Here is a 23853-nt window from a genome sequence, read left to right as displayed (position 1 = left end):
TTTAGGTCATGAAACTTCTGCCAATCCTGCATCTTCAACTAGTTCATCTTCAGGAATGACGACGCTTAACTTTCTGCTTTCCTGCAAACGAATTTTCATTATTTTCCATATTTCGGCTTCCTTCTCATGTGGAAGCGGTACGTAGTAACTAAGGATTCGATTTACGGCTGGGCTATCCTTGCACAGGATTCGCGCATCGACACCCTGGTTGAAGTCTACTCGACGCAGGGCTGCTGGTCTTCCTGGTCGTCGAAATGTTGCCCCTTTCTCAAAACCACTATCCCTTATTTCAGCAATTATGTTTTTGTAGTTCGCAGAGGCCACAACATTATTGTCCATAAGCATCAGGTCACGTTTTTCACCGTGCCGTTCGGCGATAGCCTTGATCAAAGAAGTAATTGATTGGGCGTCACGCTGTTCACCCTCCAGTTTCGGAACACCACAGAAGTGGCACTTCCGAACGCAGCCGCGAGATGCATATGCAAAATAAGCATCGTGTACAGGATAGACATAATCATCGGCGATTTGATTCAGGATCGAATAGTCTGGCACCAAGTCTTCAATAGGAGTGCCAGTCATATCGTCGGAGTAAAACTCCTCCGCGAAATCGTCGAGCTGCAACGCGATGGCTGGCGCATTTGAGAGAAGACCACTAATGACTCGAACACCGCGCCAGCGAAGCTCGGCAAGAAACCGCTCATGCATTAAGGATGCCGCGATTCCACCTACGAACACCTTGGTCGTATCGCCCTTTGCAATGTTAATTGCATGATCGATGGACTTTGAGATCTCCTTCCATTCGAAGGAAAACAGCGTCGTGACGTAGATGCGATCCCAACTGACGTTATGGATGGAACGATCTTTGTCGCCCTTAATGAATCGTAGGGGGATTGGGCTTGACTTGCACCACCGCACCCAAGAACTTATTTTCTTTCAGGCCATCCGTGAAGCTAGCCATACCCACCCTTACCACCAAAAATATTTCTTATTAGTCCATAATGCTCCTATGGTAATTATGCCATTGAAAAGAAGAATGATTTCAAGGGGCACATGTCGTGCTCCACAGCATTCCGCCATAGAGCTAAAACAATAACCCCCTCTGTGCGCATGGCTCAGCGGGGCCATCGTCTAGTCTAAAACTGGTTCGCTAAGGTAGATGGTGCGGCGTCTGGTTTTCGGAGACTCGTCAGGCGCTTCGCGGCCCATTGCCGACGCTCAATGGTTCCGGCAAGCAGTTATCCAGACGACTGCTGTACTTCGAAAACTGCCGGAACCTGTATTGCTGCTGCCGCTCAGCCCATCGGTTTTCAACTGATGGCGTAGACCGTACATGGTTCGAGGTACGCATGCAGCCTAACGCGCACGAACAAACCGATCCTTGTTGGTCCACTGGGCATCACCAAGGACGCCGTAGAGGGTGTCCGGGTTGGCCTCTTCTCGACCTCGCGCATGGTGCGCTGCAGCGAATTGCCGACGTTGGTCGACATGGCACACACATCGTTTCAGCGGCAGTCGTCTGGCATCTGGAAACGATGGGATTCGGGGAACAGGGCCAGTTCGGCATCGCCCGTGTCGGCGACAATCTCTTCGTATTCTTCGTCCCAAACATCGCAAGTGCGCTTGAAGAACAGTAGCGGGAAGATGTAGGTCTTGAAATCAGCCGCATCTACAGGGCCGCGTAGGATGTTGGCGGATTCCCAGAGGTGTGACTCGACCTGGCTGAGGGTGACGGTTTGAGCAGACAAGGCTGGATTATCACGCGAGTTCAAATTCGAAGTGCAACTCTGATTAACAGGTTGGTTGGGCGAGATGCGCTAGCAACAGGTGACTTTCGAGCCACAAAGCTAATGAAATAGAAATGGGCGCCCTTCTTTCTTTTCCAGAACAGCAGGCAGGAAGTCAGCCCACCACGAGTTGCTCGCGATCCCTTATCGAGATACTCGAACTGTTACAGACTTTCTTGTGAATATCACCTGATTTTCATTTATTTGCATCTTGCCGACCATTACCGCACCTACACCCCCCATTTTCATCGACATTTCTGCATTGATTTGCAGTTCTTGGCGAATAAGAATGGCAAGGACATTTACAGATAAGAGAAGGCAATGAAAATCGAAATCTTTAATGAGGCACTTGGCAGACCTGCAGCCTTCCATGAGAATTGCTGCATAACAAAAATTCTAGAAGCGCATGACCCGCTCGTCATGCTTGAAGATCGATTGTCGACTTCAATTAGAAACTTTCTAACGCATATGAGATTTGCTAACGATTTCGAAATCGAGTTCGTCGAGCAGATTGACTCGAATCGAGGAATCTGTCTGCTTGTAAATCTGCATATACCCGACTCGGGTTTGATCGCTAAGTTTTCCGAATGCACACTAAAAGCACGATTTGTTGCATTCCTTTGCGAAACGGAGCGCCATGGCAAAGTAACTAGCCAAGAACATGCGAACGGCATTGCTGAGAATGTGGATTCGGAGCACGGAGATATAGGTAATGATTGCTCCTCTCGCCAGCTTGGATTTTCTGCCGCCTCTTTTTCGCGCTCGGAGGATTTTCAACACGTACTCCCCCATGGTCTTGTCGACGGAGAGTGCTATAAGTTTGATCGATTTGAGCGATCAGTTGGCGTGATGATTTCCAGCCGCCGGACACTCAGTATTTCCATAGGAAATGCTCAATGGTTAGACGCGCTGGCCAATGCTGCCCGGGTATAAAATGCCGTACGCATCACAGTTACGGCGGTAAGTGACGAGAAAATATTTGAGAAAGCGCGAACTCTTTTGTCATACTCGCGTTTTGAGCTTGTTGATGCGCCAGTCATAAAGGTTCTGTAAAGATTTTGGCGCGTATCGATATCTTCACGGATGCACATTCCACGGTTCCGTCTTGTTTTTCACAATCGCTTGGCAAGCAACCGCAAACATTAGGCGATCCCAGACCCGGTGGCGCTTGAATTTGCTTTTCCCATTTATTAGTCGCAGCCCTACTTGGCCAGCACGCGTGCCCAAGTGGAAGTTGTTTCGTATTGCTAGTCCTTGTGCTGAATACTGATCCCTAACACCTTGCCACTCCTCGTCACCCTCCTGCGCAGGAATCAGTAGTTCAAACATGTCGCTTGTCATCTCGAAAGTTCGCAACAAGGAATCGATGAAATTTTGAAGATCAGAGACCAATTCAAATATGAGTACAAACTTTGTCTTGTCCCGATAGTCCAGCCACAGATTGGCACCCGTAGCAGCATCATCCGAAAGAAGTCTCAACGCTGATCTCAAGCGCACTGAATCGCTATCTATCCTTTCATGTCTCGAGAAAACTTTAGCTCCTGGAAACCGGTCTGCGTCGGGGGTCGCGTCCAATCCGTAATCTCTAAACCCGGTATCCCTTTGTAATTTACGCCCGGTTTCTACAACTTCTCTGACTGTTGCTTCGCTGACAAGAAATCGCTCAGCCAGCCCGTCCAGCTCATCACGAATCCCGGCCAAGCAAAGAATCCGATCAATCGCTTCAAAACTTAGACCGGCAGATTCGTGCACAATCAAATAAGACATCGCCTGTGGCAGGTCTGTTTCGTCAATCAATTCAGAATCCTTGATATCCGGAATGTTTTTCGCGACATGAAAGAACAACATTCCATCTTTCATTGCGGCATCTTTGTTTGCGGCGCGGATCGTGCGAATGGTTGCGTAGGGACAGCACAATACTTTTCCCAACGCCTTCTGCGACAGATCAATCTTTTGTTTCCATAGTTTTGCGGCACGGACGAAGTCCATCAAGTGAACATAGTGTCTGAAGGAAACGGATGGACTCACATGTCCCAGCGCCAGCGCAATTGCCCAAATGCTGCGCCGTGAAATTGACGAATTCCCTACGAGAATTTTCCGTATGTCTTCAGGCGTGGCATTGGGCCAGAGTTGATTCCAGACCGTCACCAATACCATATCCGATGTCGATGACTCAAGAATCATGGCCAGCCACAGACGCGAAGCAAAGCTGTGCCGAAGATGTCGCGGCCGGATAGATTGATCACCACTTGCCGCACGCAGGGCCTCTGTAATTTTTTTCATGGCCAGACTGCGGTCAAGCGCGGTACGACAGTGGTCTTCTTCACCAAAAAGAAGGGCGAGGCTGTCCTGATTCCCGTACTCCTTGGCGTGGGCATGCCACTCTTTAACTAGATGAAGATCCTCACCCTCTTCATTTCCCATCCAGGGGATGGCTCTTACACCATTGTCACTTTTGGTCTCGCCGTAGACTGAATTGCATATCCTGATTACGATTCGATTCGTGCTGCTTAGATCGGCTGTTTTGAGCAAAAACAATTCACCAGGTCGCAAACCAAAACGGTAGAGGAGCACGAGCATCGTAGTCGTTGCGCGTTGATCTCTTTCACTCATTGACGCATCCGTTCTGAGAAAGCGAAATGCGCGCCAGTATTCTTCATCGGTAACCATTCCCACATCGACGTTCTTTGTTGGAATGGGAAGGTCCGCGACGATGTCGGTCCAGTCGATGTCCGGCACACCGTAAGTGTCGATCAGAAACTCATGAAACTCCATCAGGCGACTGACCACAAAATCGGGATGTTTTACGTTTGCACAGGACACTTCGGCAACATCAGCATATATATCCTCGACCGCGAAATCTGGCAGGGCAAAGAAATTGGTATCGCCCGCACGCTCGAGAAGTCTTCTGCCGATTGCGTCGACGTAACGAAACACCGTGTTTGCCCGAATTTCGCCTGTAGAAGGCGTGCCTCGAGTTGAAAGCGCGTAGGCCCAGCTCACCAGAGCTACGCCAATCGGCGGAATGTTTCCTGGCTGGTTGAGTATCTTTTTCAGTACAGGCTCAAGCCGTCTCTTGATATTTCTGGACCGCTTGTCAAACCGTTCTTTTTTTTCTCCACCCTTTTCTTCTTCAAAAGGGGCTCCTGATTCTTTGGAGATATTCTGCCGATTGTTTTTCCCAACATTTTCCGCTTCGTAAAATATCTTCACCACTCTTTTCCAGAATCCAGCAGCAGCCGAATAGCCGTGCTGTGATGGATCGAAGGCGACAGCTGGTGTCCAGAGCGGCGACTCAACTTGCTCCGGTTCAATTAGTTCTTCATCTGTTGTGAGCACTCGCTTACCGGTCATCAGGCGTACTAGCGAGGGTTCAGTCAGTGATGTCGTTTTTTGCTTGCCGGTGGCTACCGCATAATCCATACCTGACAAACGAAGACTCCAGTACCCCTTCGCCGGCTTTACCAAATCGCGCAGCAAGGTGGCCAAAACAACATGTTTTGAATTGCGGCTTTTCAACCATCCAATTTCATTGGCCAGTATCCCCAATGCGGAGGCCACCACCGATCCAGAACATGACTCTCTTTCTCCTTGGCTGAATTTACGGTCATAACCGATCAGCAGTCCTGCACTCATCGGATCGAATTGCCAGACCACACTTCCTGCCGATTCGGAGCTGTGAATAAGTATGAACCGGTTTTCGATACGCACCAGGCGGGCACTGCGTAAAGCATCAAGAAAACTTTGCAGCCGTTTTACATCCAGTTCGGCACCAAAGAGCACGGCACTTGCAACGATTTCAGCGACGCGCTGCGCACAGGTAGGTTCGTTCACCATTCGATCGAAATATTCCAGAAAAGCGGCGCGCACCTTGTTGATGTGCTGGCTTTGCGGAAATGTGTCAGGTGAAAATGGAGAGGGCTCACTTAGGGCCGGAGCTACTCGACCAGGAAGCGCGACTTTTACCCCGGCCCGTCGCAGAGACGCCAGACGCCTTCGCAATAGTGCGACCCAGATGGAAAATCGCCCGAAGGGGGATTTTTCTGCTATTCGGTTTAGCCACTCCTTGAGCAAGGCATCCTCGATGACGCCTTGTTCTATCTTTGTGGCCAATTCAGGTATCAACGCATCGACAGCATCTGCTTCGCGCGACAGCTCTGCACTTCGCTTGATCCTGCGCTTTTCTGGGCCAAACGCCACGGCGGTTGTCTTGGCCAGAAGCTTAGGATTGAGTACGGGGATTCGTTTTCCTCGAGTTGGCTTCCATCCAGGCAAAACCGATATCCCGAGTTCTTCGACATGCTTTTGGAGAAGCGGAGTCCAATACTCAGCAAGTTCAATTGGCGATATTGGGGAACATGACCCGTTGGGTTCGCAACCGACATCCTGATGGCCGAGCTGCGCATCAATGAAAAAAGACGGGCACCCTGCCACCCTGCCGCCTGTGGCGATCAGGTCACGATTTACGTTAAGCGGCAACATCCAAACGTTGCCAAGATAGGCTTCCAGAGTTGCCGGTCGAATCGAGTTCCACTGAGTACCGCTTTTGTCCAGATAAAAGAATAGAGGGATCAATCTTGGACCAGCCGGCTGAGTTGCCGAGAGTATCTGCATGGCGAGTTCTGGCGCCGACCATTGCAGGCGCAAATACACTGATTGCAAATGCATCAAATACAATTCGAGTTGCTCAAAAAGCATCGGCGGTGCAGCAACAACGCGTATTTCGTGTCCTTTGTCGACAGCCTTGTCTTCTATCGAAACCAGTCCTGTTTCTTGATCAAAGCAGTCGAGCGTCGAAAAAATGTCAGACACCGGCCGATGACCTGTCGCGAGCATCATCAAGATGACAACATAGGTGACGTACAAATTATGCGCTTCGATCGAGCTTTCTGAATCATCAAGCATCGTAGCCGCCGCGCGTTGACGGACGCCACGGATCATTTCCGTCATAACACCCGGCAACGGATAGAGGGCTGAGCCCGAGAATTTTTCGCTCACGGCGCTCTCGACTCAAAGATCGCTTCGATCGCTGCTCGATACACCGATCGCAGGTAGGAGTGCGTGAAAGTTGCGTAATATAGTCCTGCGCTTGGCAAATCAGTTGGCAGAGCCGTCAGCAACTGTGTCAGCACAGGATCCTCTGTCAAACGGATGATCTGCCTGCCCAGTACGCTATGAATTCGACCGAGCAAAAGTCTCGGTGCATCAGTGGAGCGAACTGTTTTCAAAAAGTCCCTGACCATCGCCTCAGCACCACCTGCATCCCGGTCGATCAACTTCCCCACTGAAATTTGGTCTGATCTTCCTTCAAGGAGCGTCTTTATCGGCGCGGCTACGATCTCCGGCAATCTAAGCGCGACCAAGTAGTTTACTGGGTGAAGCAAAGGTTCTTGATGGCTATCTGGTATGAACGCATTTTCCGGAGTGATCACCTGACGATTCCAGATGTCAGGACGGACGATAGAATGTGAATCTCCTGACGCATCGTTAAGCATGACATCGACCAGCAGGCGAGTCGGTAGTCCCGTCGCCAGAGAAAGGCTCGCTAACCAGGCGCCAATTTTGTGCTCACCGTCCTTGTGTACTTCAGCTTCTATTGCTGCTACCAGAAATTGAATTTCCTGATCATGCAGAACATTCCAGGCCCAGGGCAGAAACTGATTGTCGATCGCCGTTCTGAAATTTGTATATCCGGCTTGCTGCTTTTGCAAGCCGATCGAAGCCTGTGGCGCATCAACTGGGGTTGTTTCCGCTTGACCAAATACAAGGTCTTCAGGTTCGGCGGCTTTCGTATCCCGATCATCGCTCCCCTTCGGAAAGTTTCGGATACGAATCGACTTAGGCTCGGGCGGACGTTTCGGTATCGGTTTATTGCGTACTGGCAACTCATCTTGCACAGCAGGTTCTGACATCCTCACTGAAATGGTGCTGCTTGCTTCCCGAGTTATTGTTGGAGGAGGTTGAGCAAGAACAGGATCTGATGCTCTCCGAGTTTCTTTGAAAAGAATTTCGCTGGGTTGGTCAAAGCCGAGAACAACAAGTACCTTCTCCAACGAAACGCATAAACTTCGTGTTGGCTCAAAAGTCTCAGTTGATTTTCCTGAACGTACGGCGAGAAGCAGCTTCCTTGGCCAGCCGCGATCAGTATCACTTGTGGCAACGGGTAGTTTCATGAGCAGGTCAATTCGCTTGCCGCCGCTTGAGCAGAGAATGCGTGCGTTATTGGCAAGGGCGACAAGCATGCTTTTTGAAAATTGCGCCTCGCCTAACCGGAATGCAATCAGAACGAGGGCAAGGACCGGAAGATAACGCTGAGGGTTTTCGGATACGTCTTGAGTCAGACAAGCCAGCAACGGCTGCTCGGAAATTTTTTTGTGCCAGCGTCCGCCGTTTCGAATCTGCGAGTTTGGGACTTTTTGCCACACAGCTTTTTTTTGCCGTTCAAAATCAGCAATCGCGCTCAAAATGCGCGGGAACGCTATTTGCCAAGCGAGCCAGATGTCAGAATTTTCGTCGGCGATCTGGCAGTAAGGCAAAATCCTGCTTGTGAGCCGTAGAGACTCAGGCAGATCTATTCGGTCTCTCGGATAATTTGCGAGTATGAAAAATTTTTTTAGAGCGGCTTTGTCCTCGAAAGACAAATCCAAAGAATCTTCAGGGAACTGAGAATAGTGCACTGTTCGTTTGTCGCAATATCGATATCACTATTCTGTTTTGTTTGTCCTCGATTGGCAAGCGGTTTTAAACTAACACCTTAGAAACAAAACATTTATTATTATACAATAAATAATATAATCAAATAGTTATGTCTAAGCGTAATGATCTTATTATATAAAGCGCCTATATTTACTATAGAAAGTTTATCGCTGATTTGGTCTCTTAATCGTAGTACAAGAACAAAGAGATACACTGATCATTGCTGCGACATAGTTACGTCTTGTTCTGACGGCTAGGCGACTCCACTGCCCCGGAAATTGTGTTGCCCATAACGCCTTGCTCCCTTGAAATCCACCTTGCAGTGCGCCTTCTGAGGTGCTCTTTACCAGCCGCTCCACATAACCTCGGTGTCGACTTGAACCTGCTTGTCTTTTGAGTCTGCGTATCAAAAGCTGGCGGAGTCAACGCTTATGCCAGTATGATATTGCTTACGAAGAACAACTAGCAGCTCGACACAGGGTGGAATCAAGGGGATGAGCAACCATAACGACGCGCAAACAATCGTTGATTACGATTCGGATCTCATCGGCACCATTAAGTCGCATCTCGAGGCGCTCCAAGGTTACGACGTTATGGCCCTGGAGCTCATCCAAAATGCGGATGACGCCGAAGCCGATGAGGTTGTTTTCGATATCACGAAGGATGGGCTCCGGGTCTGGAACAGCGGCACATTCAGCTACTGTGGAAACCTAAGCGATCGAATTTGCCAGCTCCAACAAACAGAAAAGTACGCCTGTGATTTTCATCGAATCAAGAAGGTCGCCAGTGGCGGCAAACTAAAGAAATCAGAGAATATCGGTCGATTCGGCATTGGCTTTGTATCGACATATCAAATCGCTGACCACCCTGAAATCCAGTCTTCTGGAATCAAGCTGGTCTTGCTACCAGAGACAGAAAACGCCGCTGTTCAGTCAGTCCCTGAAGCTGACGGAACCACGTTCTTCCTTCCCTGGGCAACAGATCCCAATACCGATGCGCGTCAGGCGCTCGGGGTATCCCATGTCAGCCCCGCACATATCGACCAACTAACAGACGACATTCAGAGCGTTCTGCGGAAGAGTCTGCTGTTCCTCCGCCATGTCCGAAAGGCAGAGGTCAGGCGAGATGGAAAACTACTACTTGGCTGCGATCTTGACCGAGGTGACGACTCAAGCCTCGTCGTAAGTTTTCGCCCGACTGAAGTTGTTGAGCATTGGCGAATTTTGCGTGCTGATGCCAAGGCTGCTGCCGAGAAACTGTATCCAAGCCATCCTCGGCTCGAGGCATTGAATCGTGGGACAAGCATCAGTATCGGGCTCCGGCTTGATCCAGAACCATTGACAGAGGGGTATCTGTACGCATTCCTGCCAACGGAACAATCGACTGGCTTGCCTCTGCACATAAATGCAGACTTCTTTCCCGAGTCCGACCGAAAAGCCATCGTTTTTGCTGGCCACCAGCATCAGCAAGCATGGAATGAAATGCTCATCGATGCGGCAGCAGCAGAGTTAGCCCGAGATCCCGAAGCGCTTCTACAGATGCTTGGTCATGCCCAACTGTGGCAAATTATTGGCCGCGCATATGATCTTTCAAAATCTCAGCACCACCCGAGCTGTTTCGCCAGATTCTGGGAGCGTATCAAGGCGACCGGTTCTCAATCCCGGATTGCTCTTGCTCAAGACGGTACCACTCAGCCGCCTAGTGGAGTGCTCTTGCCGAGGTCGCAACTGAATGAGTTTCAGGTGAAGGCCTTGGGTGAAATGGGTGGCCGAGTTGTCATCGAGGATCTTCGACCTTACCAGAATGCTTTGAACCAATTGGGGGCGCCAATCCTTACCCTGGAACGCCTGATTAATCTGATGGCTACGGCATTTGCAAGCCATGAAGCTGGTGTCAGCGAGATTCCTGACCAGAAGGTCGAGGGGTTTTATCGTCCGCTGTGGAGCATTGTTAACGACCTGCTGCCAGAAAGCAGCACACAACCCAGCTCGCTCAACCCATCTGTTCACAAGCTGCTGGGTATTCCTTTTGTCGTTACCGAAGATTCTTTCTTGGTAACGATTAGCCAGTCCTATATTGCCCAGCACCCACTTCGCGCTGACCAAGTTGCTTCGTTGCTGCCCAGATTGGCGATTCTCTCTCGGCACCTGCTTGGTTTTCCAAAAATTGCGCGCTTGGTTACGTCGCTTGGGCTCGCCAATGTTGTGTCCCACTTGGAATCGGAGATCGAGAGTTCCGAATCTGCTGAAGATGTGATCGGCAGTGAAAAGGCGCACCTGCGGGATCTCTACAGCATCTTCGCAGACCTGGACCGCCAATCTTCGGTGGACCGTTCCGTTTACAAAACACTGCGATCCCTGCCGGTCTGGTTGTCCAGCAAAGGGCTGGTAAAGGCAGACCAGGCGTTACTGCCCGGGAATTTCAACGACCCAACTGGCCAGGCAGATCTTCTTGATCCGAGCGCTCTAACCGATTCGGCCAGAGAGTTCGTATCGAGCAAACTTGGCGTGCAAAGTCAGACGATTGAAGCCTTCGTCCAGACCGTTTTGCCAAGATTCTTTGATGAAGATGGGCCTATCGATGCGTCGAAGTATCAACGATTAGTAACTGAGCTGGCAGAACATCCATCGCTGATCAACGACGACAACATCAGGAGGTTACTCGCTTCCCTCCCGCTCATTCCAACACAGGACGGGAACTGGTCAAAGCCTGGCAATACCTATCGCCGAACCGATGAATTGGTAAAAGTCCTGGGCGACGCTACGCATTTATGGGTCGACCCCACACGCATTCCCAATGCACGATCGGTATTCAGCTTCCTGGACGAGCTTGGCATTCGGCGGTCTCCGATTGCCCGCCACCTTGTCGATCGAATCCTCTACATCGCTGAGAAATTTCTGCCCACGGAGGACACTAGACGAGCCAGCGGAGAAGCTTTTTATGTCTTGTGCGACAACTTTGAGGCATGGAAAGATAAATCAGTATTCCAGGACGCGATTGAGGACCTCAAGGAGGCTGACTGTTTTCCGGGCGACGGTGACGAGGAGAGTTGGTATTCGGCATCAAATCTGTATGCCCCGTATCGGTCGGAAGCATTCAGGTCGCAGGTTTATATCCTCGACTACACGTCAAACCGGCTTAAGAAGGAATTCCTCGTCGAACTTGGCGTTGAAACCGAGCCAGAGACTGATCTCGTCATTAAGCATCTTCTGTACTGCTCCGAACGCAATATTGATCCGCACATTTTTACGTACCAAATATTGAATGAGCGTGCGAAGGATTCGGACCCCGATATTCAGCGACTCAAGAACACGCGCTGCATTTACGTTGAGAGTCAGAAGTCGTTCGTTCGACCCAATCAGTTGTATTGGACAGCACAGCAACTCGGTCGTTTTGCGTTCTCGATCCCCGCGAACCTGGAGGGATTTAAGCCGCTGTTTTCGGCTATTGGCGTAAAGAATGCTCCCGACACCAAAGACTATGTGGATCTGCTGCTGGACGTCGTGGGTGAGTATTTTGAGCAGGGTAAGCCTATCGCCGGGGCTGATCGTGGAGTGTATGAGGCCTGTCTGAATGGCATTGCCACAGCTGACTCGGAAGAAGAGCTTGGTGATGAAGAACTCACCCGGTTACAGCAGTCCCCCGCGATCCTTAATCTACTTGGCCAAGCGACGCATCCTGATGAATTGTTGCTTCAAGACAGCGAATGGCACGCAGCCTTTTTCAACGGGGAGCTCAACAGGGCACTTTGCAAGCCGGCTCCGGAGCTCTGGCCTTTGCTGGAACGCGTTGGGGTCCGGCGGCTCAGCGAGTGCGCCGAGGTGGCGCTCGAATTTGTTGACGGGGAAAAGCGGACTGAAACTTCGTTCGCTGACAAGCTGCTTGAACGATCTGAAGTGCTCGCCAGATTGCTGCATAACAAACCGACATCAGCAAAACGTCGGATAACGAAAGCACTCAATGAGCTTTCGGCATTCAGTTACGACGTCGTTCGAATCCAGGCGACAGTAAATCTTGGTGATACGGCAGTGAACGCACCACCATCATCAACGCAGGCATTTTTTGATATCGACCAGGGGCATCTAATTCTTGCTCGGCCAGTCGGGGATCGTAGTTGGTCCCCTGTTCTGAAGGCAATGTTTCATCAACTAATGCCAGAGGAATCGGGAGCGGAGATCACAAATTTGGTCGTGATGACCCGTCAATTCATGACCAAGTCGGTAGAGGAGGCTCATAGGGAACTAACTGATGATGGCGTTCCACACCTGGAGGCGGATCTTGGAATATCGGATGAAGACTTAACGTCACCATCACTTGACGATATTGGTGGCAGTGGCGAGTCAGACTATGACCCTGAGGCTGTTTCACCATCGGATGCTCCAGAACCAGCAAAGCCAGCTGGGACTCAAGAGGAGCCCAGGACTGCAACGAACAAGCCCAACGGCTCTCCTCCTAGATCGAATAGCCCGGACGCCCCAGTTCAAAAACCATCGCAACCCGAACCGGGCACTTCAAAGAATACAGATTCCGGAGCCGGTGAAAAACACCCACATGGCGGTGGCCACCGTAGTTCGTCGCCCACCAGTGGTGGTTCGAAGAAGTCTCGCCCAAAGCACAAGGAGCAGTGGGATCGGCGGCTACTTTCCTATGTTCGCAAAAAATCGGAAAGCAAAACCGACTTGGATAGTGAAGACAACCCTTCCGAACATAACCTTGCCGTTGAGGTTGTATCCCGTGAGGCGGTATGCGCCTATGAGAAGGCCAGAGGTCGGGAGCCGGACCCAATGCCGCAGACTCACCCGGGCTACGACATCATCAGCCGTAACCCGATAACCGGAGAGGATCGAATTATCGAGGTAAAGGGTGTCAATGGTGAATGGAATCAGACAGGTGTTGGCCTGTCCCGGCTCCAGTTCAGCAATGCCCAGGACTATGGCGATCGCTACTGGTTATACGTTGTCGAGTTCGTTTCTGACCCTCAACATACTCGCGTGCATCCCATTCGCAGCCCGGCCACACAAGTGACATCGTTTATGTTCGACGGCAACTGGCGTGACGCTGTGGCTAATGAGCGCGCCGATCCTGCGCTCGCCTTTATCGCCGGTGCCAGGGTGAAGCACCAGCATTTTGGCTTTGGCCGTATCGAGTCAATGGAGTTGCGCGGCTCCACGCGTGTCATGTCGATCGAATTTGAAAACCTCGGGCGGCGAACAGTCACCCTGAATCTCCAAACGATGCAAGTAGTAGAGGAAGAAAATGGCGACGATGATTCCTGAGCTGTCTGAAGCTCAACTTGCGGATCTTCCGTCACAAGCAGAAGCCAAGGTCTATCGTGCATTCCGCGATGGCCTGCCAGCCGATTTCGTAGTGTTCTTTCAGGTCGGCTGGATTCTTCGACGCGAGGAAGAGCAAGCAAAGGACGGTGAAACAGATTTTCTAGTCTGCCACCCAGATCTCGGGTACCTTTGCGTTGAGGTTAAGGGTGGTGGTGTCGGATTCGATTCCCTCAGCGGTGACTGGTTTTCGGTTGATCGGCATCAGCATAAACATCCCATCAACAACCCGATCAATCAGGCACTGAAGGCGAAGTATTCCATTCGTTCCAAGCTGAATGAGCATCAACGATGGAAGGATCTGGCACTCCACAATGTTCTCCGGGGTCACGCAGTGTTCATCCCCGACGTTGGGAACGCCAGCGTATTGAGTCGCCCCGACATGCCCGCAACGCTCATTGGCTGCTCAAAAGATCTCCAGAGCCCCAAATCATGGATAGATGCGGCCTTTACCTACTGGGGCAACGATGCCTCTAGTTTCACTCCCATTGGCCGGCGTGGTCTGGCCGTGTTTCGAGATGTGTTCGCCAGGTCCTTTGTAGTTACTCCACTGGTTTCGTCTCAGTTGGCTGAGCAGGAAGCTCGACGACTCGTACTCACCAAGGATCAAATTCGCGTACTAGATTTCTTGCGATCCCACAGACGAGTCGCCGTGAGCGGCGGAGCTGGTACTGGTAAAACCGTTCTCGCTCTCGAAAAAGCACGGCGCCTCGCCGCCGAAGGCTTCAAGACACTTCTGACCTGCTACAACCGGCAACTGGCCGACCATCTGTCGAACGTCTGTGGGGCAACACCCAACCTTGATGTGGTGGGTTTCCATCAGCTGTGCCATCGTCAGGTAGAACGGGCCAATCGAGCGTCTGGTAGAGATTTGGTGGCGGAAGCCAAAGTCACGTACCCGGGCAAGGATCTGTACGAAGTCCAACTGCCGAATGCGCTGGGTTACTCCCTCGATGTATTACCTGACCGATACGACGCGATCGTCTGTGATGAGGGCCAAGATTTCCGCGAAGAATTCTGGGTACCTCTTGAGCTTCTGCTCACGGATTACGAAACAAGTCCTCTTTACGTCTTCTACGACGACAACCAGAACATTTACGCTCGTGCTGGAACCTTTCCGATACGCGACGAGCCATTCTCATTGACGACGAACTGCCGTAACACTGCGCCCATCCATGTGGCCGCATACAGGCACTACAAGGGGGTGCCGGTTAGCCCACCCAATAACAAGGGAGATGAACTTCACTTTGAAGAGTCGGGGAACAGGGATCCACAGGCCGCGAAGATCAATGCGCTAATAGTTGACCTTGTTGTAAAGCAGGGAGTTTCGCCCGGCGATATCACCGTGCTGATTGCTGATGCTCTGCACAAGGCTGAGTACTACACCGCATTGCGTCGACTTCCACTTCCAAGACTGGCTTCGTGGATTGAGGAGGGGGTTCGCAGCCCCAAAACTGTACTGATCGACACCATCCAGCGATTCAAAGGGCTTGAGTCCCCGATCGTGATCTTGTGGGGCCTGGACACCATTGATCTGCCCAGAAACCAGGAACTTCTTTATGTCGGCATGAGCCGCGCAAAGTCATTGCTGGTGATTGTCGGAAAGCCTGAAACCTGTGCAAAATTCAAGGATTGAATCGGCCTTGATCCGATTGCGGAACCATTCCATGGCGAGACATTCGTCCCGGAACTTGCCGTTGAAGCTTTCGTTAGTGCCGTTCTGCCAGGGCTTGCCAGGGTCGATGAACGTAACGGTTCGGGCATCGCCGTCTGGCATAGTTTTTTAAGATCGTAGAAGCTTGGTTAAGCGGACGCATGCTGGTGTCCGCTTAATTTTTGGCGGACACGATGGCAACCAGACGAACCCACCCTCTCGAATTCAAGCGCAGCGCAGTCGAAGCGAGCAACCAGGCTGGCGCCTCCATTGCGGGTGTAGCGATGGCTCACGGCATCAACGCCAACCAGTTGCACAAGTGGCGTCGGCAATTGCGGGGTTCCGAGTCGATCGTCGCCGAGTCGCGGATTCTCCCGGTCACCCTGATTCACGACACTGAGCCGGGTTCTACGCGGCAAGCGACGTCGGAAGGTATAGCCGCTGATGCTGACATCCAGTAAGCTACACGCATCGAACAGCGGATACGACTTACCTTGCTCGGCAATCCAGGCATAGGGTCAGGGAATCTGATTGGCAGCCTCACTAGATTCGCTACTCACCTCTTTCGTCGCACAACAGTTATGTGCTCGTACGGTGTGATCGTTGACTGGTCAAGAGCGGGCATAGGCCGGCGAAGAAAACTCTTGATGCGCCACCGAAACGCCCCATCAGTGTGATGTTGGGGCCGTGGTTATGGAAGGTTTTTGAGTTTCAGTCCATGTCAGCCAGCGCGTCTCATACCCAGCCTTTGGCGACATTTTGGATAATCCGGACAACCCCAGAAATTTGGTCGCCCCGCTTTGCCCGAAACGCTTCTCATCTTATTCCCACAGCCCGGGCATGTCGGCGTGGTGTAATCTCCTTCTGTGGCAAATGTCAGCAATTCATTTTGGCCGGCTGACGGTAAACGCTTGAGCATCATCAACAGCATCTGGCCATCGATCAGTGTTATCTGGTTGCCTTCCGCCACGTCCTTGGCGTCATCCGAGAAACGGCCGCTGGTCATGAAGAAAGCCTTTTCTATTTTCTCGTGTGTCATCACGCCGAGCAGTTCGCGAACGGGTTGGACTCCAACGTAACGGGCACCCCATGCTTTGCACTGAACGATCGACGTGGCATTTCCCGACTCGTCCTGATAAATCCGTATATCGATACCACCGTCCGGTCCAAGCGGTGTCGTCTCACAACGTATACCCTTGGCTTCATAGAACTTCTGACAGAGGTCCTCAAAGCGCTTCCACTCGATTTCGCGAATCAGCTCAAGCGACCACTCGGTCGGCTTTGCCTTGGCGTTGGTGCTCGGTTCAATCCGGATATCCGAATCAGGCCGTGGTTCGCTCAGAGGGCCACGCTTCCCCGTCTCCTTTGACGCCCATGCTGGAGGTCTCCATTCTGACTGGGAGACTCGATTGTTTGTTGCGAGCACCTTCGAACGCTTCATCCTTTGGCCAACAAACGCAAACGCACCAATCAGCAGAAGAAGCCCTCCAGGCAACCAGGCCATGGAGGACAAGCCGGTTGCCATGGAACTGAGGACCAGGTTGGTGGCCCAGATCGACGGGAGAACCCACTTGAATCCAACGAAGACGACGGCTCCAAGTATTACGCTGACCTGCCAGGGCAGGCTCATCAAGACTTCCACTCCGGATTCGGATTTTTTAGATCGGTATGCCATGTTCTATCCCTTTTCCTATTCATATAACATTGTTTCGATTCGCCCTGCGTGGGTAACGTCTAAAATAGCTTTTCCAAGTCAGCCACTAATGGAATTGGACGGCTTTTCTGGACCTGAGGCCAGGACTACGCTCGGCGTACGCGGGTTTCTCCCGTGACGGGTAATAAGCTGTCACGATAACGCCATTGGCCTCTACAAGCGTCCAGGCTTTCTTGAGCCGCCAATGAGTCGATGTCGTCAGGTGATGCACTTGATGGGCGACCTGAATGAGGACGGGCAGTTGAACAAGACGAAGTCCAGCGGCATTCTTGTGAAGCATCCGCAAACAACTGACCGGGGAACGGACATTGAACCGAGTCATCAAACGATCAATGACATGCCCGGTTATTGCGGCCTTGGTGCCATCAGGCAATGGCAAATGGGAAAGACTCTTTGGAAGCGCGCTGACAAAAGCGCGGAGTATCGTCGCCCGTTCGATTGGTCTGGCCACCGATTCCAGGACGGCAGCCAAGAGCAGCGAGATGGCCTTTTCGACCGTCGGCAATTCTTCCCGAAGCAAGGTCTCGAGGGCGCATTCGGTTTGGGCTGACACGAATTGACGGATCAAGCGGCAACGCTCGGTCACCGAAGCGGGCTTGCCTTGCAGGAAGTGTGAAACGACCGGGACGTCTTTCACACCTTTGTTTGGCTGAGATGCGGGTAATGATGCAGCGTTCGCTTGTCGTTCATCCACTGGGGTTGGGGTGCGATTTTCCATGGCGTCACCTTATTGTTCATTCTTTGACCTGAGGCGTGCCTGGCCGCAACCTAACATCGCACTGCCGCTTCCTTCTTCTATGGCTCGCCGATAATCAGCCCGGTCTTCGTACCTTGTCACGGTTCGATACGGCATCAGCGTCGTTGTTCGTAGCACTCGATGACTAAAGGGGTTGTCCAATCCGCCGGACGGAACAAATTGCTCTTTCACCCATCCGCCGGTGAATACAACACAGGAGCCGGTAACGGCCAATCTGGCCTGTTCGGCAAGGTACCGACAACACGAGTCGATCAATTCGAGCGGCCACCCGAGCCAGGCAAAGATGCTGTAGTGAATGATTTCCTGGGTTTTGTCGTCGTGCTTGGTGATTTCAATAATGATCATGTTTGACTCCTAGATTTGCATCGATCATGTTTCGTCTTGGGATAAGCCATGGTTTGGCCGCTGGGATTGCACAAAGCTGGGCCTATAATGTCGTGGTATTTCATTGATGGCCTCCGGGCTAAGTAGCGAAGACATGCTGACAAAAACGAGGCCGACAAACACGGCAGAGTTCGGGATGATGTCCGGTACAGATATGGAACTCATTGATTCGGAACTGCTTTCTGCAGCCGCACTGATTGCTTCGGAGGCAGCAGGCGATCTACATTCAAGTCGCGGAAGCGAAGACTGGATCATTCTTTTTCGCGCATTGGCTGAACTCACTCGTATCCAAGCCGAATCCGGTGACCCACATCCATGCTTTGCGGTAACCACGCTAAGAGAGAAGTGTGCGGAACTGGAGCCGGCGCAGAAGATCTACTGGCTGAGCGAAGAAGACACTGGGCGCAAGAAATTCAGCAAGGCTTGGGGCAAGCTTGAGGTGTGCTTCCCGGGTCTGGAACCCAATCTTCGGCAGCGCGCAGAAAAGAGGGGCATCTCCGCTCGCGTTTTCCCCTACAGCAAATTCGATGAACAGGACAAGCGGACGAAACATTTCGGATTCCGCCTGTTGGAGATTGCGTTGCCCAAGGGCAGCAAGACGGTTTTGGCCGCTCCAGTCGAAATCAGCCCTTTCGTCCAACCGACAGGAAACATCGAGTACATCGAGGAAATGGAGGTCTATCCAATCCCCGGTCTACGACGACCGCTTCGATTTAATGTTCAGGGGTGGCGGTCAGCATTTATGATCGCGCCACCCGTAATCTTCCTGGCCTTTCTTGGCTTCGGCTCTTGGGTCGTGCTTGATCTCTGGATGTCGGATATCACGGTCCGCAAGATGTTTCAGGGAACACTGACGGTCGGCATCTTTGTCGGCGCCGTGGCATGGTTAGTCTGGCCGCTCTTTCGATTGGTGGAAGACGGTATTGTTGCCGCCCCTGGTATTCTTCAGCTTAACTCGAGATTTGAACACGTATTGGTGATCAAGAAGGAGGATCGAACCAAGGTAATCCGGATGGTTCGCTTTACCGGGGTGTGTCCCCTATGTGGTGGATTGGTCGAGGTGCACAAGGGGCATGGGCTTTTTCGTGGCCGCTTCGTTGGCCAATGTGGCCGTAATCCCGTAGAACATATCTTCAGTTTCGATCATGTTTTGCGCCGTGGAACATGGCTTAGGGCTTAGTTTTCAGAGTCGGCGTTGGTAAGCTATTGCTTCGGCCCGATGAAGTATTGAGTGGACTTCTATGCCTGCTCAGTCCTGAACACCCAATAAACTTCATACTTCACAGTGCCGGAGCAATAACATTAGCCTTCACTCATGAGCATCTCCTTAGCGCTCGCGCTTTAGCGAAATCACCGGTCACGTTCCGCGAAATACCAAGAAAACCACTTACAGGCCAAGCTCGCTATGTGAACCGAGACGTACGAGTTGCAACACGTCGTCATCCGGCTTGCGGTAAATCAACACCAAGTCTGGCTTGACGTGACAATCGCGGTGGTCTTTCCAATCGCCGGTCAGCGCGTGGTCGCGGTGCTTTTCGGCCAGCGGCTGATCATTCGCCAAGGATGTGACGATGGTAACAAAATCGCTGGCCAGTGTCGGCCGATGCAGGCCTTTGGCTTCTTGCTTGTAGTCGCACTTGAATTGGCCGGTCTGTTCAATCGTCCGCATTCAGGTCTGCCATCAGATCCTCGACAGTAGCGAACGACTTCAAGCCGCCCCGACGTGCTTCTTTTATCGCCTCAATGGTAGTGGCATTCGGGACCAAAGGCTCGAACGGCAAAGCCTTCTCGCGGGCGACGCGGGTCAGCATGATGCGGAAGGCGTCGGAGACGGTCAGCCCCATCGCTGCCAGCACGGCAGTCGCCTCTTCCTTGATGTGCTCGTCGATCCGGGCACGGACTACAGCATTCGCGGACATGATCTGATCCTTCTGATTAATGAGCTACATTGTAGCCCAATCGGGCCAAGAATGCAGCCACCACAGTTCGGACGGGAGTGTCACTGCCTTCAGGGCTTGGCACAACGTAGTAACGAGCACGGACTGCCTTCCGCCTGAGTCAAAACCAACATGAGGTAGGAGGATGTAATTTCCTTCTATGCGAACAGCACCGGCCGCAAGTCTTGGGCAACCACGCACAACTCATCGGGCGCGTCGGAGTGGCCCATTCTGTCGCTTTGGAGCCTACGAGAAAAAGTGGGCAAACTCTTGCTTCGTGTACATAATTTGATACACTTGATGCAAGGGAGGTGTATGGCCGAAAAACAATTGGCGTGGGCGGGATCCTCTTACAAGGACTTGACGGATGACGACACTTTCCCGATGGAGGCACGAAAGGTCGCTGGCCAACAGCTTCGCAAGGTTCAACGCGGAGATGAACCGGACGACTGGAAGCCCTTTGAAGAGATTGGCGCGGGAACAAAGGAAATCCGCATCAAGCTTCCAGACGGCGCTTTTAGGGTGATGTACGTAGCCAAATTTCCTGAAGCAGTTTATGTCTTACATTGTTTCAAGAAGAAAACCCAAAGAACCAGTCAGCAGGACAAGGATTTGGCCAAGCAGCGGTACAAGCTGGTTATTCAAGAAAGGAGTAAACCGTGAGTTCTGAATCCATCATCACACACGTCACTCCTGTCGGCGGAAACATCTTTGCTGACTTGGGGTTTGAACTCGATGAAGCAGCTCGGCTTCTAGCTGAGACGGATGCAGTCATTTCTGAAAAGTTGGCCATCAAGAACTCCTTGATGACTGAACTGGCAGGATGGATTGAATCCAAGCATCTCAAGCAAGCCGAAGCAGCAATAATCCTCGGTGTAACACGTCCGCGTGTTTCCGACGTAATTAACAAGAAGGCCATTAAATTCACCATCGATGCCTTGGTGGACATGTTGGCAAGGACTGGCAAGCACGTTATCTTGTCTGTTCAGTAACTTTCTAACGCCCGCGCAGTTCTGCTGCCGGCGGTCTTTCACATCTGGAATCAGCAATGACGAGCAGTAGGCAGGACCTTGCTTACAAGGTGAAAGGACTCCGGCGAGTCTATTCTTGCGCCTGGATTAGTTGCGAGTATGAGCAAGTGCTCTGGAGAGGGGCATTGTCCCCGAAAGACATATCCAGAGAATCTTCAGGAAACTGTGAATAGTGCACGGCCCGTTTGCCGCAATATCGACATAACGTTTTTGTTTTGTTTCTCACTGCCTGGCGGGCTATTTTAAAAACACACCTCAAAAACAAAACATTTACAATTGCACAATATTTCACTAAAACAATTAGTTACGTACTTTGATAGGAAATGAGCTATTTAAAGCGCTTAATTACTATTGCTATCCTATAGCTTATTCGGTCTCTTAATCCGTAGTGTTCGAATCACTCACGCCCTACCACGAAATCAAAGGCTTGCGCTCAGGCGCAGGCCTTTCCCGTTTCTGGACGTGACAAACGGAAGCACGTCACTGCCCGCCTCACGCCTTGGTCAGAAAGCGGCTATGGCACCAACCCACTAGGTCCATCACGTCGTTGACCGTATCCAGCACATCGACCCGCCACCACAGGCCCTGTTGTTCGAGCACCGCTACCCTGGTCCCGGCAGGCAACGGGTTGCCAGGTAGCGTGATGAATTCGGTACCGGGACCGACGCGAACGTTCAGGACGGCGCTGGTTACATAATGCTCCATGGTGTCGTCGGCTCGGCCCAGCAGGCGGGCCCGGAAGCTGGCCATGGGGAAGGCGGGGCCGGGGTCGGTCTTGCGTCCCGGAGCGATGTCTTCATGTCCAAGCACGTCTTTGAGCGAATACTTCTCCATCAGCAACAGACCAACCTGGGCAGCGGCTTCAAGCTGTACCTCGCTGTACTCGTGCCAGCCGATCGGTGGTGTGCCGGAGCGGTCGTTCTTGTGATTGGCCACCATTACGTCGTCATCCGGGTAGGCCCGCTTGCTGACCGCCGAAATCCAGCGGTTACCGGACCGTTCCAGCTTGCCTGCATTGTCCAGTTCGATGCCGATGGAAAAGCCGTTCAGACCGCTGCGACCAGCCCATTCCGATTTTCCGGCGTGCCAGGCGACGCGGTTGAACGCGGCGAGCTGGGTGAGGCTGCCGTCGCGGCCGATCACCAGATGCGCAGCGGCCTTCGCGGCCGGGTTGCACATCCATGCAACCGAGCCCTCGGCGCTGCTGCCGGCTGTGTAGTGCATGATCAGGAATTCGGGAGTCATCACGCCGCTCTTGTTGGGCGTTTCAACATAGCTGACGGGCTTGCCGTCGTCGGCAATAAGGCGGTGGTTCTGGATTTTCACGGATAGCTCCTTCGGCCAGGTTCTTGTCGATCATGGGGGTGGTTAACGCGCTGTGTTTACCTCAGCGCAAGCTTGGGCCAGTGTATTGCGCTTCCAGTTCAGTTTCCAGTCCAGAAGTCCTCACAAGTCGCGACCAAACCCTCACCCAATCACGGGTTGCTGGGTCAAGGCGAACATTGACCGAGGTGCATCGGCCGAGGATACTCACGGTTGCGGGGTTGAAATTCCTGCCCTTGTCCTTCAGAACTCGGGGAAAAGTACGTCCAGCGATATATGTTTTTGCTACGGACTCCGTGTTCCGCAATATTCGAATAATTGCCAAAAAACGATCGAAGGAGATTCCAATGGGAGCCATCCAGAATTATGACGATCTGCCCATGAACTGGGTTGGGGATTGGGCGGGACGCCGTGCTGCCCTGACGCCGCATCGAACCGCCCTTTACGACTCGTTCACCCGGCAGTCCTACACCTTTCAGCAAATGAACGACCGGGCCTGCCGGGTGGGCGCTTACCTGACCGACGTGCTGGGCCTGCGCAAAGGCGATGTCATCACGCTGATTTGCCGCAACCGGATCGAACCGATCGACCTGTATTTGGCCTGCGGAAAACTCGGAATCATCCTGGCCCCGCTCAGCCAGCGTCTGAAAAAGCCGGAACTGGACGACCTGATGACACGTCTGCAACCTGGCGTCCTGGTTTACGAACAGCAATTCGCCGAACTGGTCTCGACCTTGTCGATACCCTCCTCGGTCAAATCAGTGATCAATATCGATGATGACCGGAACGTCTTTGAGAACGTGATCTTGAAGACCGATCCACGCGAGGTGAACATTCCGCTGGCGATGAATGATCGCTGCCTGTACGTCCATACGGGTGGAACGACCGCCGTGCCGAAGATCTGCATCGTGTCTCATCGGCAGATGGTCTGGAATTCGTTCGACATCCTGGCCACCGGCATCGTGGGCGCTTTCAGGACAGTGTTGATCACCTTTCCATTCTTTCACATCGGCGGGTGGAACACCTTTACGCCGCTTTATCATGCGGGCATCACCAGTGTTCTGATGCGCGATTTCAATCCCGGCCTGGTGCTCGATCTGATACATGAAGGGCGCGTCGAAAATTTTGGTGCGGTCGAAGCCATGCTGCAATTCCTGATCGCCCATCCGAAATTCGGCGAAACCGATTTTTCGCGATTGAAGGGGATCATCACCGCCGCCGCGCCGTGCTCGAAAGCGGT

General features: G+C 52.2%; 18 protein-coding genes and 1 pseudogene. 9 read left to right on the top strand and 10 right to left on the bottom strand.

The features are described 5' to 3' along the window. Window positions 1–6: 6 nt before the first annotated feature. Window positions 7–915 carry a radical SAM protein gene (locus tag PROAA_RS03115; RefSeq protein ID WP_186409929.1) on the bottom strand — a complete coding sequence of 303 codons (909 nt, stop codon included), beginning with the start codon at window positions 913–915 and terminating at the stop codon, window positions 7–9. 587 nt (window positions 916–1502) lie between these two features. After that, window positions 1503–1745 carry a type I restriction-modification system subunit M N-terminal domain-containing protein gene (locus tag PROAA_RS19010; RefSeq protein ID WP_245664134.1) on the bottom strand — a complete coding sequence of 81 codons (243 nt, stop codon included), beginning with the start codon at window positions 1743–1745 and terminating at the stop codon, window positions 1503–1505. A gap of 360 nt (window positions 1746–2105) precedes the next feature. Here PROAA_RS19010 and PROAA_RS03105 point away from each other — a divergent pair, with 360 nt between their 5' ends. Then, window positions 2106–2717, top strand: a complete 612-nt coding sequence (locus PROAA_RS03105; protein WP_186409928.1) for a hypothetical protein — start codon at window positions 2106–2108, stop codon at window positions 2715–2717. 144 nt (window positions 2718–2861) lie between these two features. Here the strand turns inward: PROAA_RS03105 and PROAA_RS03100 are convergent, their stop codons facing one another. Together PROAA_RS03100 and PROAA_RS03095 are read right to left on the bottom strand one after the other, a co-directional pair. Beyond that, complete coding sequence (locus tag PROAA_RS03100) at window positions 2862–6782, bottom strand: site-specific integrase (RefSeq protein ID WP_186409927.1); 3921 nt, start codon at window positions 6780–6782, stop codon at window positions 2862–2864. Then, window positions 6779–8431 carry a hypothetical protein gene (locus PROAA_RS03095; protein WP_222102073.1) on the bottom strand — a complete coding sequence of 551 codons (1653 nt, stop codon included), beginning with the start codon at window positions 8429–8431 and terminating at the stop codon, window positions 6779–6781. The genes PROAA_RS03100 and PROAA_RS03095 overlap by 4 nt, the downstream gene beginning before the upstream one ends. A gap of 543 nt (window positions 8432–8974) precedes the next feature. On the opposite strand from PROAA_RS03095, the gene PROAA_RS03090 reads away from it, so the two are divergent. Together PROAA_RS03090 and PROAA_RS03085 are read left to right on the top strand one after the other, a co-directional pair. Then, complete coding sequence (locus PROAA_RS03090; RefSeq protein ID WP_222102072.1) at window positions 8975–13756, top strand: protein NO VEIN domain-containing protein; 4782 nt, start codon at window positions 8975–8977, stop codon at window positions 13754–13756. Next, entirely contained in the window at window positions 13737–15449 is a 1713-nt protein-coding gene (locus PROAA_RS03085) for a DEAD/DEAH box helicase (RefSeq protein WP_186409925.1), read from the top strand. The genes PROAA_RS03090 and PROAA_RS03085 overlap by 20 nt, the downstream gene beginning before the upstream one ends. On the opposite strand, the pseudogene PROAA_RS03080 reads toward PROAA_RS03085, so the two are convergent. Then, window positions 15438–15560: pseudogene (locus PROAA_RS03080) on the bottom strand (integrase core domain-containing protein); the annotation flags it as partial. The gene PROAA_RS03085 and the pseudogene PROAA_RS03080 overlap by 12 nt on opposite strands. Before the next feature lie 101 nt (window positions 15561–15661). On the opposite strand from PROAA_RS03080, the gene PROAA_RS03075 reads away from it, so the two are divergent. Beyond that, on the top strand, window positions 15662–15928 hold the full coding sequence (locus PROAA_RS03075) for a transposase (protein ID WP_186409924.1): 267 nt from the start codon (window positions 15662–15664) through the stop codon (window positions 15926–15928). A 260-nt stretch (window positions 15929–16188) separates the two neighbouring features. Here PROAA_RS03075 and PROAA_RS03070 read toward each other — a convergent pair whose 3' ends face one another. Continuing rightward, window positions 16189–17097 (bottom strand): restriction endonuclease, encoded by a 909-nt coding sequence (locus PROAA_RS03070; RefSeq protein ID WP_186409923.1) that lies wholly within the window; start codon window positions 17095–17097, stop codon window positions 16189–16191. Window positions 17098–17395: 298 nt separating this feature from the next. On the opposite strand from PROAA_RS03070, the gene PROAA_RS03065 reads away from it, so the two are divergent. After that, complete coding sequence (locus PROAA_RS03065; RefSeq protein ID WP_186409922.1) at window positions 17396–17731, top strand: hypothetical protein; 336 nt, start codon at window positions 17396–17398, stop codon at window positions 17729–17731. A gap of 177 nt (window positions 17732–17908) precedes the next feature. On the opposite strand, the gene PROAA_RS03060 is transcribed toward PROAA_RS03065, so the two are convergent. Then, entirely contained in the window at window positions 17909–18283 is a 375-nt protein-coding gene (locus tag PROAA_RS03060) for a hypothetical protein (protein WP_186409921.1), read from the bottom strand. A 193-nt stretch (window positions 18284–18476) separates the two neighbouring features. Here PROAA_RS03060 and PROAA_RS03055 point away from each other — a divergent pair, with 193 nt between their 5' ends. After that, window positions 18477–19502 (top strand): hypothetical protein, encoded by a 1026-nt coding sequence (locus PROAA_RS03055; protein ID WP_186409920.1) that lies wholly within the window; start codon window positions 18477–18479, stop codon window positions 19500–19502. Between the two features lie 207 nt (window positions 19503–19709). On the opposite strand, the gene PROAA_RS03050 is transcribed toward PROAA_RS03055, so the two are convergent. Then, window positions 19710–19991: a type II toxin-antitoxin system YafQ family toxin gene (locus tag PROAA_RS03050; protein WP_186409919.1), complete on the bottom strand. Its 282-nt coding sequence runs from the start codon at window positions 19989–19991 to the stop codon at window positions 19710–19712. Next, on the bottom strand, window positions 19978–20241 hold the full coding sequence (locus PROAA_RS03045; protein ID WP_186409918.1) for a type II toxin-antitoxin system RelB/DinJ family antitoxin: 264 nt from the start codon (window positions 20239–20241) through the stop codon (window positions 19978–19980). Before PROAA_RS03045 ends, PROAA_RS03050 begins: the two co-directional genes overlap by 14 nt. 333 nt (window positions 20242–20574) lie before the next feature. Here PROAA_RS03045 and PROAA_RS03040 point away from each other — a divergent pair, with 333 nt between their 5' ends. Next, on the top strand, window positions 20575–20922 hold the full coding sequence (locus PROAA_RS03040; protein ID WP_186409917.1) for a type II toxin-antitoxin system RelE/ParE family toxin: 348 nt from the start codon (window positions 20575–20577) through the stop codon (window positions 20920–20922). Further along, a complete protein-coding gene (locus tag PROAA_RS03035; protein WP_186409916.1) occupies window positions 20919–21251 on the top strand; it encodes a helix-turn-helix domain-containing protein in 333 nt (110 codons plus the stop codon). Before PROAA_RS03040 ends, PROAA_RS03035 begins: the two co-directional genes overlap by 4 nt. A gap of 531 nt (window positions 21252–21782) precedes the next feature. On the opposite strand, the gene PROAA_RS03030 is transcribed toward PROAA_RS03035, so the two are convergent. Beyond that, window positions 21783–22616 (bottom strand): N-acetylmuramoyl-L-alanine amidase, encoded by an 834-nt coding sequence (locus PROAA_RS03030; protein ID WP_222102070.1) that lies wholly within the window; start codon window positions 22614–22616, stop codon window positions 21783–21785. 344 nt (window positions 22617–22960) lie between these two features. On the opposite strand from PROAA_RS03030, the gene PROAA_RS03025 reads away from it, so the two are divergent. Next, on the top strand, window positions 22961–23853 hold an 893-nt coding region (locus tag PROAA_RS03025), incomplete at its 3' end, for a class I adenylate-forming enzyme family protein (RefSeq protein WP_186409915.1).

Origin of the sequence: Candidatus Propionivibrio aalborgensis, assembly GCF_900089945.1 — a bacterium.
Taxonomy (GTDB): Bacteria; Pseudomonadota; Gammaproteobacteria; order Burkholderiales; family Rhodocyclaceae; genus Propionivibrio; species Propionivibrio aalborgensis.
This window is presented reverse-complemented; position numbering and strand designations above follow the sequence as displayed.